Here is a 15,593-nt window from a genome sequence, read left to right as displayed (position 1 = left end):
CCCCACCTCCGGGAGAACTGAGACTTTTGTGACGGTTGTGCAGTGTTGATTGTGCATTGTGTGCTCCGATGCCGCACAACCCGGAAGCGGTTAGACCTGTAAGCGCATGAGCCAGAGTCCCGACGGGGCTCATACAAAACGAAGGGGCGAGAAATGACGTTCGGTCGTAGGTTTCTGTCGACCGCCGCGGCGGGGGCGCTTGTGGTGGGCGGCCTCTCGGTCACCCTGTCCGCGGGTCCGGCGAACGCGTCCGCGGCGAACTGCACAAACGGAGCCAACGGCTTCACCAGCATCCCCTACAACAAGTCCGGGACCGTCGAGACCACCAAAGACCTCGGCGGCGGCCGGCGGGCGGAACTCCACATCGCATGGATCAACGGCGTTCCACACAGATGGGCCAGGATCAGCGGAGCCACCAAGGCCGGAGATCTGGTCTGGATGGACTACAGCACGACCTATGGGGACGGCTGGATTCAGTGTGGACCCTTCACCGTGCAGAGCAACGGATCACCCAATACCAGCGCAGCGCACAAGGCGACCCGCGAGCCCGGCGAACAGTTCCGCGCCTGCGGGCGACGGGTCGATGGAGACTCCATGTGCGGGCCGTGGTTGTAAGTAGAGGTCTGGCGAAAGGCGCTCCCGGTCCACGCGACCTGAGCGCCAACCGCACGACGGCGGACACGACGCCTCGTTAGTGGCCGGTCACACGACCCGATCAAAAGCCCGTCCGGGATTCGGTATCGGCCGTCAGCCCGTCGACGCTGGAGGGGAGGCGCAGCTCGATCCCGCTGCGCGTCGACGGGTTCACCGCGAGATCGACAGGACCGCCCGCCCGCGTCCGGCTCGTACGGACGGGGCCGGCTCGTACGGACGGGGCCGGCGAGCCCCTGCGCGTACGGGGCGGAGCCTCGGGGTGATACCCCGAGGCTCCGCGGGCCGGTGCGGGCGGCCGGTGTCCGGTGTCCGGTGTACGGGGTCAGCGGGCGTCGCCGACCACGACCCTGGCCTTGTTGTAGTTCTTGCCGTTGCCGTCCGGCTTGTAGTTCTTCTCGTTGTTTCCGGCGATGTCCGCCGCGAACCAGTGCACCTCGGTCGTCGCGTCGATCGTGATCTGCTGCGCTCCCTCGCGCATCCCCGCCGCGGTCAGCTTGGGGGAGGAGAGCGTCGGCCGGCTGCCGTCCAGCGTGTAGTACACGTTGGCCGGCTCGTCGATCGTGAACGTGAACGAGGTGGACCCGGCGGTCCGCGCGGTGACCTTCAGCTCCGACTTGGGCGCGTTCCTGTCGCTGGAGAACGCCCGGGCGACCTCGAGGATGGCGATCTGGCCGGCGGAGAACTCCATCGCCTCCTCGTGCCCCTCGGTGAAGGCCGGCTGGAAGCCCACGGCCTGGAACCGCTTGGTCTCCGGGTTGTAGACGTCCGCGCCGACCTCGAAGTCCCAGCCGATGATGCCCTTGTTGTACCAGTGCTCGTCGGCGCTGTTGCCGGCCGCCGAGTACAGCACGTCCGGGACCGGGCCGGTGCGTCCCGGCCAGATGGCCGTGCCCCGCCAGGTCTGCACAGCGGAGAGGATGTGGCTGGAGGCGCTCCAGAAGAAGCTCTCCGTGCCGTAGTCCACCCGCGGCAGCAGCTCGCGCCCGGCCGCCTTGTACGCCCCCGGAGGCCACATGAAGTAGCCGCCGTAGGAGTGCGTGTTCATCGCGAACTTGATGTTCGGATACTTCTCGGTCAGCCACACCTCGTTCTTCGCCTCGGGCTCGGAGAGCTCCGAGGGGCCGGCGAACGTGTCGCTGGTGCAACTCGTCGAGGCGCCGCTGTATCCGTCGAAGACCGAGCCGACGGAGAAGTTGCGGTTCAGGTCGACGCCCCAGGAGTTGCGCGCCGCCGGGTCCGCCAGGTTGACCGCGCAGTGGTTCGTCATGTTCCTGCGCTGCATGTTGTAGTCGTAGAACGAGTAGTGCGCGCCGTCGGGGTTCACCGTCGGGACGATGAAGATGTCGAGGTCGTCCACCAGTTTGCGGGTGTCCGCGTCCCTGGCATAGTTGCGCAGCAGCCGTTCGGCGGTCTCCACACAGGTCAGCGGGGTCACCCACTCGCGGGCGTGCTCCTGGCAGTAGAGGAACACTCCGGCCTTCGAGCCGTCCCGCCGCTTGCCGACGCGCAGCGCCTTCATCTGGAAGGGCTCACGCGAGACGGTGGCCGGTGCCTTCAGGTTGTCGGTCAGCCTCGTCGCCGGCGTGGCGGCCACCTGCCCCGTGCCCGCGTTGCCCCGGTAGGTGCCGGCGGCCAGCAGCGCGGACGCCGCGGCGTCGCCGTTGAGCGCGTCCACGACCTGCCGGGCGGTGCTGGTGACCGCCCCCGACGCGTCCGTGGCCAGGGCGACCACGACGTCCTTGCCGGTGACCGTGACGCCGAGCGCGGAGGACGCGGCCTCCGGCTTCGTCAGGGCCACGCTGATGTCGTTGCCGCCCTCGTGCCCGTACGCCTTGGAGCTGACATAGAACGTGCTCGCCGCGACCGTGCCGAACTGCGCCTGCGCCGCCCGGCGGTAGCCGTTCGTCTTGTACGGCAGGTCCACGATCTCGGAGATCTTCGGGAACTCCCGGGCCAGCGAGGAGATCCGGTCGGTGACCTCGGTCGGATCCATGTAGTGGTCGACGAAGTCGGCGACGTAGTGCTTGCCCGGCGCCTTGCGCGCCGCGCCCAGCCACTTGGTGACCGGGATCGTGACGGAACCGCCGCGGTTGCTGGTGACGGTCACCTTGGTCGGCGCCTGCGTGACCGAGAGCGGCGAGTTGAACCGGTGGTACATGTACTGCCCGGCGTCGGTGAAGCGCGACATCGCGGCCGTGCCGCCGGAGTCCGGTGCGGTGCCCGGGCCGCTGTCCCAGGTGACGGTGAGCACGGTCTGCGCGTCCGTGGCGCTCGACTTCACCTCGACGGACAGGAACCGCTGGTCGTCGAGGCTGGTGAACCATTCGGCGCGCAGCGGGGTCAGCGTGTCCGTCTCGGCCGTCGCCGCGGCCGCCGACCGCATCGCCTGGGATCGCTCGACCTGGTTCTCGGCGTAGTCGGTCTGGTCGGAGATGGCGCCCTGGACGTCGAATCCCTGGTCGCGGAGGCTCTGGGCCTCCTCGGGGCTCAGTACCGCGTGGACCTCGATGCCGTTGTCAAGGGGCTTCTTGTACTCCGCGAGGTCGACGCCCATGGCGTTCAGCCGGTCCACGTCGGCCTGGTCGGGGACGACGATCCGCATCAGGGCGACGCCGTTCTGGGCCGTCGTGGACTGCCGGTCGGGGACGACATCGCCGGGCGAGGGGGACGGTTCGGCGAGCGCCGGGAGCGCGCTCAGGGTGAGTGCCAGCGGCAGGGCGAGCGCGGCCGCGACACGGCGCGCCCTCCTGCCGTCCAGAGAACTCCTCATCAGAGACTCCTGTTCCGGCGTGCCCGGCCGGGTAGGGGGTCAGCCCGGCGGGAGCACGCGAGTGGAAGAAGTCTTGATCGGCAGCGGATCGCCGTCAACGCGACATTCAACCGGCTTTTGCGACGTTTCCTGTTAAAAGCTGATGTTGCTGCTTCTTGCGTTATATATCGCCCATGCTGAACCGGATTCGGTCCTGCTGCATCACTCGGTGTGGCGGGCGTGCGTCCATGCCGGGCTGTCGACGTAGTGGTTGTCGAAGCGTTCGGAGGTCTCGCGGATCTCCTTCGGCTCCGCCTCGCCCCGGTACACCCGTTCCAGCAGCCGGTAGTAGTCGAACCGGTCCATGCCGGGAGTGAAGACGACGAGCAGGTCGGCCTCCTCGCCGCGCGTGGGGGCGAAGGCGTGCGGCAGGAGCGGGGGCACGATCAGAAGGTCTCCGCGCTCCAGGGTGTGGACCAGTTCGCCGGCAAGCACCTGCAAGGAGCCGTCGAGGACGAAGAACAGCTCGCCGGCACGCCGGTGATAGTGCGGCGGGGCGCCCTCGGAGCCCCTGTGCAGGGTGGCGCGGTTGACCGTCAGCGCGCCGCCCGTGACATCCGAGTCGGCGAGGAGGGTGATGATGCTGGTGGGGCCGTCGGCGAGGACGTCGGCCTCGGCCGCGCGCACCAGCACCAGGGAGTGGCCGGGCGTCGTGATCAAGATGCTCTCCTTCTGACATCGGGTGAATCTGGATATTCAGCATCCAGAATTACCTCTTGGAAAAGCCCCTCTGGAGAGGGGCGGGATTTCAGATCTTCACGTTGGCGAACCGGTTGCGGGTGTTCCCGGGAGTGTGGGGATGGCGCCGCTCCACGGTGGCCCTGATGCCGGCGAGGGTCTGCCCGGCCAGCTCGCGCCTCCAGGAGAGCTCCGCCTTGCGCATGGACTGGGAGATCACGCACACCTCCCGATAGTCGACGTCCGGCTCTCCGCCGGGACCCTCCCGCAGGATCCCCGCGCAGCGGAACGCTTCCTCCGGGCCCTCGATCGCGGTAACCACGTCGAGCAGTGTGATGTCCTCCGGGGCGCGGGCCAGCCGGAAGCCGCCCCGGGGCCCCGGTGTGGAGGAGACGATGCCGGCCCGGGCCAGCGCCTGCATCTGCTTGTTCAGGTACGCCGCGGGCAGCCGGTAGAAGGCCGCCAGCCTGGCCGCCGAGACGGCCTCGCCCGGCTCGGCCCAACTCAGGTTCAGGCAGGTGTGCAGCGCCCACTCCACGCCCTCGCTCATCCGCATGATCCTGGATATTACATGTCCAGATTTATCCACGCAACGGGCCCGAACTCCCAGTTCTGCCCCCAGGGGCGAAGTAGCAGCCGCACCCGCGGCGGGCGCGGTCCAGTGAGGGCCTCCGGTCTCTCAGAACTACTCATCTCTGCGAGCACGACCCCATGAGCCGGAGAGCGCTCTGGGAGCGAGGTAGTCACATGATCCGTCAGTGGCCAGAACCGACGTCTGGCCGCTGACGGCGATCACCCTGACGGTCGCCGATCGTCATTGACGATCATGCCCGGCCGGTCTTCGCCCGATCGGGATGGCTCTCGTGCAGGAGCGAGCGCAGTTCGGCGGTGTCGATGACGTGGGCCAGTCTCGGGAAAACGCTGGTCATCAGGGTCTGGTGGGCGTGCGGGTCCGGGTCGGTGACGCCGTCGGAGAGGACGTAGAGCCGGTAGTCGCGGTCGGCGGCGTCAGTGACGGTGGACAGCACGACGCCGCTGGTGGTGATACCGGCGATGACCAGGGTGGTGATGCCGCGATCCCGCAGTCGCCGGTCCAGGTCTGTCGTGGACAGCGCGCCGTAGCGGGTCTTGCGTACGGTGATGTCGCCGGGCTCGGGAGCGAGCTGATGGTGAAAGTCCGTGGCGGGATCCGCGTGGTGCATGAGGCGCTGCCGGCCGAGGAGGGAGAACGTCTTGTTGGCCGGCGGGATCGCCGCCCAGTCGGCTTCGGTGAATCCGACTCGCACGTAGGCGATGGCGGCGCCGTGCGCGCGCATGTCGGCGATGGCGCCGGCCACTCGTGACAGCAGCGCTTCCGGGTCTGCCGGGCCAGGGAGCGAGGCCAGGATTCCCTGCTGGTAATCCATGACGAGCAGGGCGGCCGTCCGGGGGTCCAGCGCCGGGGTCGTGACGGTCATTTTCTCTCCTTGGGTGATGAGGGCGCCCTGACACGCGAGATCGCGCGCCGGGGCCGACTACACATTGGGCATGTGAGCCTTCAGGCGCGACTCGGTGCCGGCTCCGGCTCGGCGAGGGGCGCCGCGGCGCGTCGGGGGAGCAGCAGCGGGGTCGCCAGCAGGAGCACGCCGGCCAGGCCGATGGCCGTGCGCGGGCCGAGCAGGCCGCCCAGCACGCCCCAGACGGCCGTCAGGAGCGCGGTCGAGGCCTTGGTCGTCACCGACCAGGCGGACAGCGTGCGGGCGACCCGGTCGGTCGCGGTGCGCTCGAGGCGGTAGGTGGCGTAGACGGGGTTGAAGACCCCGCAGCAGAGGATCAGCCCGAGCTCGACGCCCATCACCAGCAGCAGCCCTCCGGTCCCCGGCCCCACGAAGGCCAGCCCGACGGGCCAGATCGCGCGCAGCACCCCGGCCACGACCAGGACCCGGTGCTGCCCGAACCGGGTGACGAGCGGTCGGGCCAGCCGCGAACCGATCAGCCCGCCGATCGCGGGCGCGGCGAAGGCGAGGCCGTACTGCCACGGCGAGAACCCGAGCCGGCCGAGCATCAGGACGGCCAGCAGCGCGTCGGTGGCCATCACCAGGCCGTTGAACAAGGCGGTGTTGAAGAACAGCGGACGCAGCGTCGCGTCGGCGAGGATGTACCGCCAACCGTCGAGCAGGTCCCCGGCCCGCATGCGCGCGGCCTCCCGGCGCTCGGGCCCCGGCTCCCGGCCGCCCATCGCGCGGATGCCCAGGGCCGAGAGCAGGTAGCTGACCGCGTCGGCCACCACCGTCGCCACCGGACCGAGGATCCCGATCGCGGCACCGCCCAGCGGCGGTCCGATGATCGTGGTCGTCCAGGTCGTTGACTCGAATCGGGTGTTGGCGACGAGCAGGTGCTCGGCCGGCAGCAGCGTCTTCAGGTACGCGCCGGAGGCGGCGCGGAAGGTGATGTCGGCCGCCGCGACGACGACCGAGACCAGCAGGAGCTGGACGAAGGAGAGCACGCCGAGCGCGAACGCGACGGGGATCGTCAGCAGCGCCGCGAACCGCACCAGGTCCATCCCGATCAGCACCGGCCGCTTGCGGCGGAACTCCACCCACGGGCCCAGCGGCACCGCCACGGCCGCGCCCACCAAAGCCCCCACGGAGGACAACGCCGCGACCTCCGCCGGCCCGGCGTGCAGCACCTGGATCGCGATCAGCGGGAACGCGCCGAAGGCGAGCCACGTGCCGAGCGCGCTGGTCCCGTACGCTCCCCAGAGCCACCCGAACCGCCGCCCCAACCGGTGCCCGTTCCGCATGCCCGACGCTCCTCGTCACTCACTTGCACAACCGATCCGCGATCGGAAGCATCAAAGCGAGCACCATGCCCGAGGATCAAACAACCGCAGGGCCGCCCGGCCACAACCAGCGGTTGTATCCATAGGGTGTCCGGATGGACCTCGACACCGTCCGGACCTTCGTCGCCGCCGCCGACGCGGGGCAATTCCAGGAGGCCGCCGCCGAGCTGGCGGTCACCCAGCAGGCCGTCTCCAAGCGCATCGCCGCGCTGGAGCGCGACGTCGGCGTGCGGCTGTTCACCCGCACGCCGCGCGGCGCCGAGCTCACCATCGACGGGCAGGCGTTCCTGCCCCACGCCCGGGAGCTGCTGCGCGTCGCCGAGCGCGCGGTCGCGTCCGTGCGCACCGGCCGCCGTCCGCTGCGCGTCGACATGATCGCCTCGCGCAGCGCGGCGTCGGGCCTGATGCGCGGCTTCCACCGCGCGCACCCCGAGATCGACCTCGACGTGGTGATGCTGTTCGACATCGAGAAGGCCGTCGCCGCCATTCGGTCCGGTGCGATCGACGCGTCCTTCCGCGCCGTCGCCATGCCCGGCCGGCCCCTTCCTGAGGACATCGAGTCAGTCCGGGTGCTCGACGAGCCGCTCCAGCTCCTCATCGGCCCCGCCCACGCGCTGGCCGGCGCCCGGTCGGTGACGGTCGCTCAGCTCGCCGGGCACCGGATCTGGATGCCCGGCCTCGTCCCCGGAACCGAGTGGACCGCCTACTACGACGATCTCGTCGCCGAGTTCGGCCTCACCATCGAGGCGACCGGTCCCAACTTCGGCTCCGACGCGCTCCTCGACACCATCGCCGACACCCCGGCCCTGGCCACTTTCATGGGCGGGCAGACCCGCCTCGTCTGGCCCGCCGGTCACGGTCTGCGCCGCATCCCGGTGACCGACCCCATGCCCGTCTACCCGCACTCGCTCCTGTGGCGCCGCGACAACCCCCACCCCGCGCTGGCCACCCTCCGCGCCCACCTCGCCGCCGCGGCGGCCGGCCACGGCGCCGCCGGGACCTGGGTGCCGGACTGGGCAATTTCGCGCTGAACGCCGCCGCCTCGGCGGGCCGGACCGCGGGAGACGACCCCGCGCAGGCGCCGCTGATATCGTCACCCGGCCGGACCGGCTCGCGTCCGGTACGCCTACCTGTTGAGACAGATGAAATGATCTTTATTACCGCGAAGTTCCGCGTCCTGCCCGAGTACGCCGACCAGTGGCCCGAGATCGCCGGTGAGTTCACCCGGGCGACTCGCGCCGAACCCGGCTGCCTGTGGTTCGACTGGTCGCGCAGCCTCGACGACCCGACCGAGTACGTCCTGGTCGAGGCGTTCCGCGACGACGCGGCAGGGGCGGCGCACGTCCAGTCCGAGCACTTCCGGGAGGCGCAGCGGACCCTGCCGCGGCATCTCGCCGAGACGCCCCGGATCGTCAACACGACGGTGCCGCAGGACGACTGGTCCCTCCTCGGCGAGATGGCCGTGCCCGAGCGCGGCTGACACCCCGGTTCCGCGGGGGCGGACGGGCGTGAGAAGGGGGCGGCGCGTGAAGACCGGCCGCCCCTTCCCGCCTCGACTACGGCGACGGCCCGGCCAGAGCGCTGGTGGATCGAGATTCACGCACAGCTGCATGCAGTCTGCATGCTACGAGGCGGCCACTCCGGCGCTGGACGAGGTGATGTCCAGGATCGAGGCCGATGAGCCCGTTCCGTACGACCCCGACTTCGTGCGCGAGACCCTGCGCGAGGGGCGCCGGTGAGCCTGGTCGTCGACGCCTCGATCGTTTTCCGCCTGCTGGCGAACGTCAAGGGCGACGACCTTCTCCGCCGGCGGCTCGCCCGCAAGGTGCACGCCCCCGCGTTGATCGATGTCGAGATCACCTCGGTCGTGCGCGGGCATGTGATCACCAGCAAGCCCGAGGTCCACATCTCCGAGGAGCGGGCCCAGATCATGCTGCGGCGCTATGCCGAACTCAGGATCGTCCGGCATCCGATGGCGCCGCTGCGGTCCCGCGTGCTGCAGCTCGGGAACAGCCTCACCGCGTACGACGGCATGTATGTCGCGCTGGCCGAGCTGCTGGGTGTGCCGTTGCTGACCGATGACGCCAAGTTCGCCGGTTCCACGGGCCATCGGGCGGAGATCCACCGCTACCCGCCGCCGTCGGTCTGAGGGCCGGCCCGGTCGCCGCCGTGTGTCGAGGCGGGGGCTCCCGAGGGCCGGCCCTTCGCGGTGCGTGCTCGCCGGTCAGCCCATGTGGGGATAACGATGGTCGGTCGGCGGCACGAAGGTCTCCTTGATCGTGCGGGCGTTCACCCAGCGGATCAGGTTGAAGATCGAGCCGGCCTTGTCGTTGGTGCCCGAGGAGCGGGCGCCGCCGAAGGGCTGCTGGCCGACGACCGCGCCGGTGGGCTTGTCGTTGACATAGAAGTTGCCGGCCGCGAACCGCAGTCGCTCGGACGCGGACGCGATGGCGTACCGGTCCTGGGCGATGACCGACCCGGTCAGCGCGTACGGCGAGACGCTCTCCATCTGGTCGAGCACCGAATCGAACGTGGAGTCCTCGTAGACGTGGACCGCGAGGATCGGGCCGAAGTACTCCTTCACGAAGATCTCGTCCGTGGGGTCGGAGCACTCCAGGATGGTCGGCTTCACGAAATATCCGGTCGAGTCGTCGTACGAACCGGTAAGGACGTCGATCGAGTCCACCGACCTGGCCCGGTCGATCGCGTCCCGGTGCTTGGCGAAGGCCCGTCCGTCGATGACGGCGCCCATGAACGTGGACAGGTCGCCCGCCACGTCACCGATCGTCAGCGACTCGGCGGTGGCGACGAAGTCGTCCCGGATCCGCGACCACACCGACCGCGGCACGTACGCCCGCGAGGCCGCGGAGCACTTCTGCCCCTGGTACTCGAAGGCGCCCCGGATCAGCGCGGTGGAGAGCACCTCGGGCGACGCCGACGGGTGGGCGAGGACGAAGTCCTTGCCGCCGGTCTCGCCGACGAGCCTCGGGTAGCTCCGATAGCCCGGGATGTTCTCGCCGACGGTGCGCCACAGGTGCTGGAACGTCCCGGTCGAGCCGGTGAAGTGGATCCCGGCGAGGTCCGGGTGCCTGAGGGCGACCTCGGAGACGGCGGTGCCGTTGCCGGTGACCATGTTGATGACGCCCGGAGGCAGCCCCGCCGCCTCCAGCAGTCGCATCGTGAAGTGCGCCGCGAGCTGCTGCGTCGGCGACGGCTTCCAGACCACGACATTGCCCATCAAAGCCGCAGAAGTCGGCAGATTTCCGGCGATGGCGGTGAAGTTGAACGGCGTGATCGCGAGGACGAAGCCCTCGAGCGGCCGGTACTCCAGCCGGTTCCACACGCCGGGCGACGACACCGGCTGCTCGGCCAGCAACTGTCGCGCGTACGCCACGTTGAACCGCAGGAAGTCGATCAGCTCGCAGGCGGAGTCGATCTCGGCCTGCTGCGCCGACTTGGACTGGCCGAGGATCGTGGCGGCGTTGAGCGTCGCCCGCCACGGACCGCTCAGCAGGTCGGCGGCCTTCAGGAACACCGCCGCCCGCTCGTCGAACGACAGCGCCCGCCAGGCGGGGGCGGCCGCCCGCGCGGCGTCGATCGCCGCCCGGACGTCGGAGGCCGTCGCCTCGGACGTCCGCCCGAGCACGGAGGCGTGGTTGTGCGGCTGCACCACGTCGATGGGCGAACCGCCGCCCAGCCGGCGCTCGCCGCCGATCGTCATGGTGAGTTCGAGCGGCGCGCCGCTCAGCTCCTTGATCCGGTCCTCCAGGGAGGCCCGCTCCGCGCTGCCCGGCGCGTAGCCGTAGATCGGCTCGTTGGCCGGAACCGGAACATTGCTGATCGCGTCCATCACTTACCCCTCAGAGACCGCAGGAAGAAGGCGACGTTGGCCGGGCGCTCCGCCAGGCGGCGCATGAAGTAGCCGTACCAGTCGTCGCCGTACGGCACGTAGACCCGGACCGTGGCTCCGGCGCCCGCGAGCGCCTCCTGCTTGTCCGTCCGGATCCCGTACAACATCTGATACTCGTAACTGTCCTGGCCTCGCCCGTAGCGGTCGGCCAGCATCTCGGTGATCGCGATGAGCCGGTCGTCGTGCGTGCCCACCATGGGATATCCCGTACCCGCCATGAGGATGCGCAGGCACCGCACGTACGCCCGGTCCACGTCGGTCTTGCTCTGGTGCGCGACCGAGGCGGGCTCCCGGTAGGCGCCCTTGACCAGGCGGACACGGGACCCGGCGAGGTCGCGGCAGTCCTCCTCGCTCCGGAAGAGGTACGCCTGGATCGCCACCCCGGTGTCGGGGAAGTCCGCGCGCAGCGCGCGCAGGATCGAGAGCGTGGAGTCGACCGTGGTGTGGTCCTCCATGTCCAGCGTGACCGTGGTCCCGCAGTCCTGGGCGGCGGCGCAGATCCGCCGCGCGTGCTCCAGCGCCATGGTCTCGTCGAGCGCCTGCCCGACGGCCGACAGCTTCACCGACACCTCCGCGCGGCGCCCGAGCCCGAGCGGAGCGAGCGCGTCGAGCACGGTGACGTACGCCTTGGCCGTCAGGGCCGCCGCCTCCGCGTCGCGGATCTCCTCGCCGAGGTGGTCGATCGTGACCGTGAGGCCGGACGCCGCCAACCGTTCCACGGTGGCGACCGCGTCCGAGGCGGACTCGCCCGCGACGAAACGGTCGACGACGCGGCGGGTCGGCGGCAGGCCGGACACGACGCGCCGCGCGAGCGCGTTCCGCGAGGCCGCGAGAAGCAGGGAACCGAGCATGGCTCAAGCGTAGATCCGCAGTTCAGAACCGGTCCACGGACAGGCGTCACAGCATTTTCAGACAAATGCACAATAATGTCGGCATGCAGGAAATCGTCGATGAGATAGCCCGGTTGCTGGACGCGTCGGTCACGATCGAGGACCGCTCCTTCCACCTCCTGGCGTACGGCGCGCAGAGCGGCGACATCGACACCGTGCGCCAGGAGTCGATCCTGCGCCGGAGGGCGAGCGACGAGGTCCGGGCCCATTTCGAGGCGTACGGCATCGCCACGTCCACCGTCCCGGTCCGCATTCCCGGCATCCCCGGACTTCCCGGGCTGCTGGACCGCGTGTGCGTGCCATTGCGGCACGGCGGCGTGACCTACGGCTACCTGTGGCTCCTCGACTCCGGCGCGCTGACCGACGCCCGCCTGGCGGCCGTCACCCCGCTGGTCGAGCGCGCCGCGGCCGTCCTGGCGCATGAGGCGCGCACCGGCAGGGCCCGCCTGTGGGACTTCTTCTCCGCCGACCCGGCCACCAGGGCCGCCGCCGCGCTCCACGTCACCGGCCCCGTCGCGGCGATCGCCGTACGGACCGCACCGGATCGCGCGGCGGCGCTGTGGCGGCTCCCTCGTGGCGTGCTCGCGGAGCCCGGCGACGGTCCGGAGCCGCTCACCGCCGTCCTCGCGCCCGCGTCACAGGCCCCCCGCGTCGCCGGCACCCTCCAGACGACGTACGGCACGGCCGCCGGCATCGGAGGAGTCCGCGAGGACGCGGGCGACGCGTGGGAGAGCTGGGCCGAGGCCGTGCTCGCGCTCCGGATCGCCGAGCACGTCCAGCGGCTCGGGCCGGTCGCGAGCTGGGCCGACCTGGGCGTCTACCGCTTCCTTGCCCGGCTGCCCAGGAGCGAGCTCGCCGAGCTGGCCGCCGAGTCCGCGCCGCTGGGCGACCTGGCGGGCACGGTCGAGAGCTACCTCGACCGGGCCGGCCAGGTCCAGGAGACGGCGGCCGCGCTCGGCGTGCACCGCCAGACGCTGTACTACCGGCTGGGACGGGCCGGGCAGCTCACCGGGCTCGACCTCGCCGACGGCCGGGACCGCCTGCTGCTCCACCTGTCGCTGAAGGCGGCCGCCCTCACTGGGGAGCCCGGTAGATACGCACCCAGTCGACGTACATCGTGACCGTCGCGGGTGTGGACGCGTTGCGGCACAGGGCGCCGTCGCAGACCACGTCGTTCTGGAGGGCCAGCCCCATCGTCCGCCCCTTGGGGACCAGCGGGCCCGTGTAGTTCCAGACCATCCTGCCGTCCAGCCAGAAGGTCAGCCGGTCGGGCAGCCAGTCGACGGCGGCCGTGTGCCACTGGGTGAAGTCGGCGCGCATCGAGCTCGCCGCCCGCTGCCCGCCGCTCCCGTGCACGAAGATGCCGCTGAGCTGCCGGGGGATGTCGCCGACCTCGACGAAGTCGACCTCCGCGTAGTTGTTCGCGCTCACCTGCTCGGGCATCAGCAGCGCCACCGCGGAGTATCCGGCGCCGGCCTCCGACCGGAGGCGCACCTCCCACCGGCCGTACTGCTGGAGCAGCAGGCTCGCGACGCCTCCGGACAGGTCCTTGCCTCCGTAGATCCCGCCGGTCATGCGCAGCATGCCGCCGGAGACGCTCGTCGCCCGCGAGGTACGGGGGTTCGTCCGGGCGTTCGGCGAGTCGTAGACGCCCCACCTGCTCTCGTCGATCCTCGTCCCGTTGAAGTCCTCGACGAGGATCGGCGCGCCCCACTCCGCCCCGGTCGTGGACTGGCCCGAACCGGTCGCCGTGTCACCTGTGCCACCCGTGCCACCCGCGACGCCGGCCGTGCCGGTTCCGGTGCCCGTTCCGCCAGTGCCAGCGCCCGTGCCGCCGGTGGAGGTGCCGCCCACGCCTGCGCTCGTACCGCCGGTGCCGGTCCCCGGAGCGGGGTGGATCACGGACGAGCTGTCCGCCTGGCCGAGGGGGAGCGGGGACGCGCCGGAACGTCCGGACCCGTCGCCGCCCGTGTACACATCCGGGTATCCGGTCTCCGGACGGTCACCGCGGTCGTCCCGGTAGCCGGAGGAGCCGTCCGGGTAGCCGGAGGAGCCGTCCCGGTAGCCGGAGGAGCCCTCCGGGTACCCCGAGGAGCCGTCCGGGTAGGCGAAGGTCCCGTCCGGATAGGCGCCCTCCGCGGCGGTGCCGTCCGGGAAGGTGCCCTCCGGGTAGACGGTGACCCGGTCGTCCGGATACGAGAAGGTGCCGTCCGGGGACGCGCCGGTATGCCTGGTCGCGGCACCCCTTCCGGACGCTGCGGGCGGCAGCAGGTTCGCCGCGCGGCGCTCGCGCGCCGGTCGGGGATGGTGGGCGACGGCGGCCGCGCGCGGCCCCGTGGAGGAGGACGCCGCCCCGGAGGCCGTACGAGCCGGTGCCGCGGCGGGTTTCCCCTGCCGGGCGGCCGCGGACGGGGTGGCGGACACTTCGGTGGCGGATTCGCCGGCGGCGGTCAGGACCGACACGGGTTCCGCGCTCGAACACGCGGTGGCGGCGGCGATCACCATCGCCGCCGCCACGGCTAAACCAGGTCCATGAAGTGACATGCACGCATCAAAGCACCGATCTCACTTCAATAACAGGATCATGCCGGTTGAGCATCCGGACACCGCGCCCTCCGGCGCCCTCCGTGGCCCGGAGGGCCGCACATCGGACGTCAGGCGCAGGTCCGCTCGTAGACGCGGAGCAGTTCCATGCTGATCCGCTCCAGGGAGTAACGGGACCGGGCGCGGTCGGCCGCCGCGTAGCCCATGGCCGTACGGAGGGTCACGTCTCCGAGGAGCTCGCGGATCCGGACCGCGGTCTCGGCCGGCCGGCCGGGCCGCATCAGGAAGCCGGTGACCCCGTCCACCACGGAGTCGAGGTGCGCGCCCACCGCGGACGCGACGACGGGGATGCCGCAGGCCATTGCCTCGAGGGCGGCGAGGCCGGTCGGCACGGTGGGAGCCAGCGAGAGCACCATGTCGGCGCTGCGCATCAGCTTCGGCATGGCGGTGTGCGGGACCGGGCCGAGCAGCTCGACGCGGTCGCCGACCGCGTGGTCCCTGGCGATCACACGCAGCCGCTCGATGCTGAGGTCGTCCCCGCCCGCGATCACGAGCTCGGCCTCGGGGATCGCCGCCAGCGCGCCGATCGCGGTCGCCGCGCCGCTCGCGGCGATCTCGCCGGGGTCGCTGCCCAGCCCGACGTGGAGCAGGCGCGGCCGCTCGCCGCGCGGGAAGGCCGGGCCCTGGCGGCGGAACCGCTCGACGTCGATCCCGCTCGGGACGACGGCGATGTTGCGGCGCGGCACGCCCATCCTGATCAGCTCGGACTCCTCGTCGGCGCAGGACGCGATGACCGCGCGGGCGTGACGGCCGATGGCGCACTCCAGCCGCCGTACCGGCGTCTGCCCGCCGTGGAAGTGCCCGTGGAACGTCTGGGTGACCGGCACGCCGAGCCCTTCTGAGCCCGCGATGGCGGCCAGGCCACCGGCCCAGGAGTGCGCGTGGATGATGTCGGGCCGGTCCCTGCGCCAGCGCCGCATGAGACCGGCGCTGAAGTCGGAAAGGTAGGGAAGCAGGTCGCTCTCGGACAGCTCAATGTCCGGCCCGGCGGCCACCTGCTCTATGGACACGCCCTTGGACGGCTGGCCGGTGGCGGATCGGGTGTAAACCGTCACCCGGTGACCACGGCCCAGCTCGCGGGCGATCGCGGGAGTGTCGGACGTCAGGGCCTGCGCGGAAACAATGGCGATATTCATGGCACACCTCAAGCCTAAAGTGCTTGGAAAAGGGTGTGCCTGCGTCTTAGGCACCAACTACTCCGCAGAGTTTACCGCGCTCCAACTCGCG

At 70.8% G+C, this 15,593-nt stretch carries 15 protein-coding genes; 6 read left to right on the top strand and 9 right to left on the bottom strand.

What is annotated here, in order from left to right:
* The first annotated feature begins 153 nt into the window (after positions 1–153).
* The gene (locus tag AB0I59_RS07265) at positions 154–615 is read left to right on the top strand and encodes a hypothetical protein (protein ID WP_061252458.1); all 462 of its coding nucleotides are present in this window, start codon (positions 154–156) and stop codon (positions 613–615) included.
* 361 nt (positions 616–976) lie between these two features.
* Here AB0I59_RS07265 and AB0I59_RS07260 read toward each other — a convergent pair whose 3' ends face one another.
* From AB0I59_RS07260 to AB0I59_RS07240, 5 genes are all read right to left on the bottom strand, one after another.
* The gene (locus AB0I59_RS07260; protein WP_358131067.1) at positions 977–3,424 is read right to left on the bottom strand and encodes a M14 family metallopeptidase; all 2,448 of its coding nucleotides are present in this window, start codon (positions 3,422–3,424) and stop codon (positions 977–979) included.
* 201 nt (positions 3,425–3,625) lie between these two features.
* Positions 3,626–4,123: a cupin domain-containing protein gene (locus tag AB0I59_RS07255; protein ID WP_358131064.1), complete on the bottom strand. Its 498-nt coding sequence runs from the start codon at positions 4,121–4,123 to the stop codon at positions 3,626–3,628.
* Positions 4,124–4,211: 88 nt separating this feature from the next.
* A complete protein-coding gene (locus tag AB0I59_RS07250) occupies positions 4,212–4,691 on the bottom strand; it encodes an RrF2 family transcriptional regulator (RefSeq protein WP_358131062.1) in 480 nt (159 codons plus the stop codon).
* A gap of 274 nt (positions 4,692–4,965) precedes the next feature.
* A complete protein-coding gene (locus AB0I59_RS07245; protein ID WP_358131060.1) occupies positions 4,966–5,598 on the bottom strand; it encodes a cysteine hydrolase family protein in 633 nt (210 codons plus the stop codon).
* A gap of 80 nt (positions 5,599–5,678) precedes the next feature.
* On the bottom strand, positions 5,679–6,923 hold the full coding sequence (locus tag AB0I59_RS07240) for an MFS transporter (protein WP_358131057.1): 1,245 nt from the start codon (positions 6,921–6,923) through the stop codon (positions 5,679–5,681).
* A gap of 134 nt (positions 6,924–7,057) precedes the next feature.
* On the opposite strand from AB0I59_RS07240, the gene AB0I59_RS07235 reads away from it, so the two are divergent.
* The 4 genes from AB0I59_RS07235 (at position 7,058) to AB0I59_RS07220 (ending at position 9,111) form a co-directional block, all read left to right on the top strand.
* Positions 7,058–7,993, top strand: coding sequence for a LysR family transcriptional regulator (locus AB0I59_RS07235; RefSeq protein WP_358131054.1), 936 nt, complete (start codon positions 7,058–7,060; stop codon positions 7,991–7,993).
* A 116-nt stretch (positions 7,994–8,109) separates the two neighbouring features.
* Positions 8,110–8,442, top strand: a complete 333-nt coding sequence (locus AB0I59_RS07230) for a putative quinol monooxygenase (protein WP_061252465.1) — start codon at positions 8,110–8,112, stop codon at positions 8,440–8,442.
* A 130-nt stretch (positions 8,443–8,572) separates the two neighbouring features.
* Entirely contained in the window at positions 8,573–8,701 is a 129-nt protein-coding gene (locus AB0I59_RS07225; protein WP_358131051.1) for a hypothetical protein, read from the top strand.
* Positions 8,698–9,111 carry a type II toxin-antitoxin system VapC family toxin gene (locus tag AB0I59_RS07220; RefSeq protein ID WP_358131048.1) on the top strand — a complete coding sequence of 138 codons (414 nt, stop codon included), beginning with the start codon at positions 8,698–8,700 and terminating at the stop codon, positions 9,109–9,111. Before AB0I59_RS07225 ends, AB0I59_RS07220 begins: the two co-directional genes overlap by 4 nt.
* A gap of 75 nt (positions 9,112–9,186) precedes the next feature.
* Here the strand turns inward: AB0I59_RS07220 and pruA are convergent, their stop codons facing one another.
* Both pruA and AB0I59_RS07210 read right to left on the bottom strand, forming a co-directional pair.
* Positions 9,187–10,812 (bottom strand): L-glutamate gamma-semialdehyde dehydrogenase, encoded by a 1,626-nt coding sequence (gene pruA / locus AB0I59_RS07215; RefSeq protein ID WP_358131045.1) that lies wholly within the window; start codon positions 10,810–10,812, stop codon positions 9,187–9,189.
* A complete protein-coding gene (locus AB0I59_RS07210; RefSeq protein WP_228646270.1) occupies positions 10,812–11,723 on the bottom strand; it encodes a proline dehydrogenase family protein in 912 nt (303 codons plus the stop codon). Before AB0I59_RS07210 ends, pruA begins: the two co-directional genes overlap by 1 nt.
* Positions 11,724–11,806: 83 nt before the next feature.
* Between AB0I59_RS07210 and AB0I59_RS07205 the strand changes: the two genes are divergently transcribed.
* On the top strand, positions 11,807–12,883 hold the full coding sequence (locus tag AB0I59_RS07205) for a PucR family transcriptional regulator (protein WP_358131042.1): 1,077 nt from the start codon (positions 11,807–11,809) through the stop codon (positions 12,881–12,883).
* Here AB0I59_RS07205 and AB0I59_RS07200 read toward each other — a convergent pair.
* The gene (locus AB0I59_RS07200; protein WP_358131040.1) at positions 12,837–14,279 is read right to left on the bottom strand and encodes a family 16 glycosylhydrolase; all 1,443 of its coding nucleotides are present in this window, start codon (positions 14,277–14,279) and stop codon (positions 12,837–12,839) included. The two genes, AB0I59_RS07205 and AB0I59_RS07200, sit on opposite strands and share 47 nt — an antisense overlap.
* A gap of 137 nt (positions 14,280–14,416) precedes the next feature.
* The gene (locus AB0I59_RS07195; protein ID WP_358131037.1) at positions 14,417–15,502 is read right to left on the bottom strand and encodes a glycosyltransferase; all 1,086 of its coding nucleotides are present in this window, start codon (positions 15,500–15,502) and stop codon (positions 14,417–14,419) included.
* Positions 15,503–15,593: the final 91 nt, after the last annotated feature.

The organism is Microtetraspora glauca (assembly GCF_040656155.1).
In the GTDB taxonomy this organism is placed as follows: domain Bacteria; phylum Actinomycetota; class Actinomycetes; order Streptosporangiales; family Streptosporangiaceae; genus Microtetraspora; species Microtetraspora glauca.
This window is presented reverse-complemented; position numbering and strand designations above follow the sequence as displayed.

Bases quoted from the DNA above. Each gene is read 5' to 3' on its own strand.
- AB0I59_RS07225 (WP_358131051.1), top strand. From the start codon at position 8,573: ATGCAGTCTGCATGCTACGAGGCGGCCACTCCGGCGCTGGACGAGGTG.
- AB0I59_RS07195 (WP_358131037.1), bottom strand. From the start codon at position 15,502: ATGAATATCGCCATTGTTTCCGCGCAGGCCCTGACGTCCGACACTCCC.
- AB0I59_RS07235 (WP_358131054.1), top strand. From the start codon at position 7,058: ATGGACCTCGACACCGTCCGGACCTTCGTCGCCGCCGCCGACGCGGGG.
- AB0I59_RS07240 (WP_358131057.1), bottom strand. From the start codon at position 6,923: ATGCGGAACGGGCACCGGTTGGGGCGGCGGTTCGGGTGGCTCTGGGGA.
- AB0I59_RS07205 (WP_358131042.1), top strand. From the start codon at position 11,807: ATGCAGGAAATCGTCGATGAGATAGCCCGGTTGCTGGACGCGTCGGTC.
- AB0I59_RS07265 (WP_061252458.1), top strand. From the start codon at position 154: ATGACGTTCGGTCGTAGGTTTCTGTCGACCGCCGCGGCGGGGGCGCTT.
- pruA (WP_358131045.1), bottom strand. From the start codon at position 10,812: ATGGACGCGATCAGCAATGTTCCGGTTCCGGCCAACGAGCCGATCTAC.
- AB0I59_RS07230 (WP_061252465.1), top strand. From the start codon at position 8,110: ATGATCTTTATTACCGCGAAGTTCCGCGTCCTGCCCGAGTACGCCGAC.
- AB0I59_RS07250 (WP_358131062.1), bottom strand. From the start codon at position 4,691: ATGAGCGAGGGCGTGGAGTGGGCGCTGCACACCTGCCTGAACCTGAGT.
- AB0I59_RS07210 (WP_228646270.1), bottom strand. From the start codon at position 11,723: ATGCTCGGTTCCCTGCTTCTCGCGGCCTCGCGGAACGCGCTCGCGCGG.
- AB0I59_RS07260 (WP_358131067.1), bottom strand. From the start codon at position 3,424: ATGAGGAGTTCTCTGGACGGCAGGAGGGCGCGCCGTGTCGCGGCCGCG.
- AB0I59_RS07245 (WP_358131060.1), bottom strand. From the start codon at position 5,598: ATGACCGTCACGACCCCGGCGCTGGACCCCCGGACGGCCGCCCTGCTC.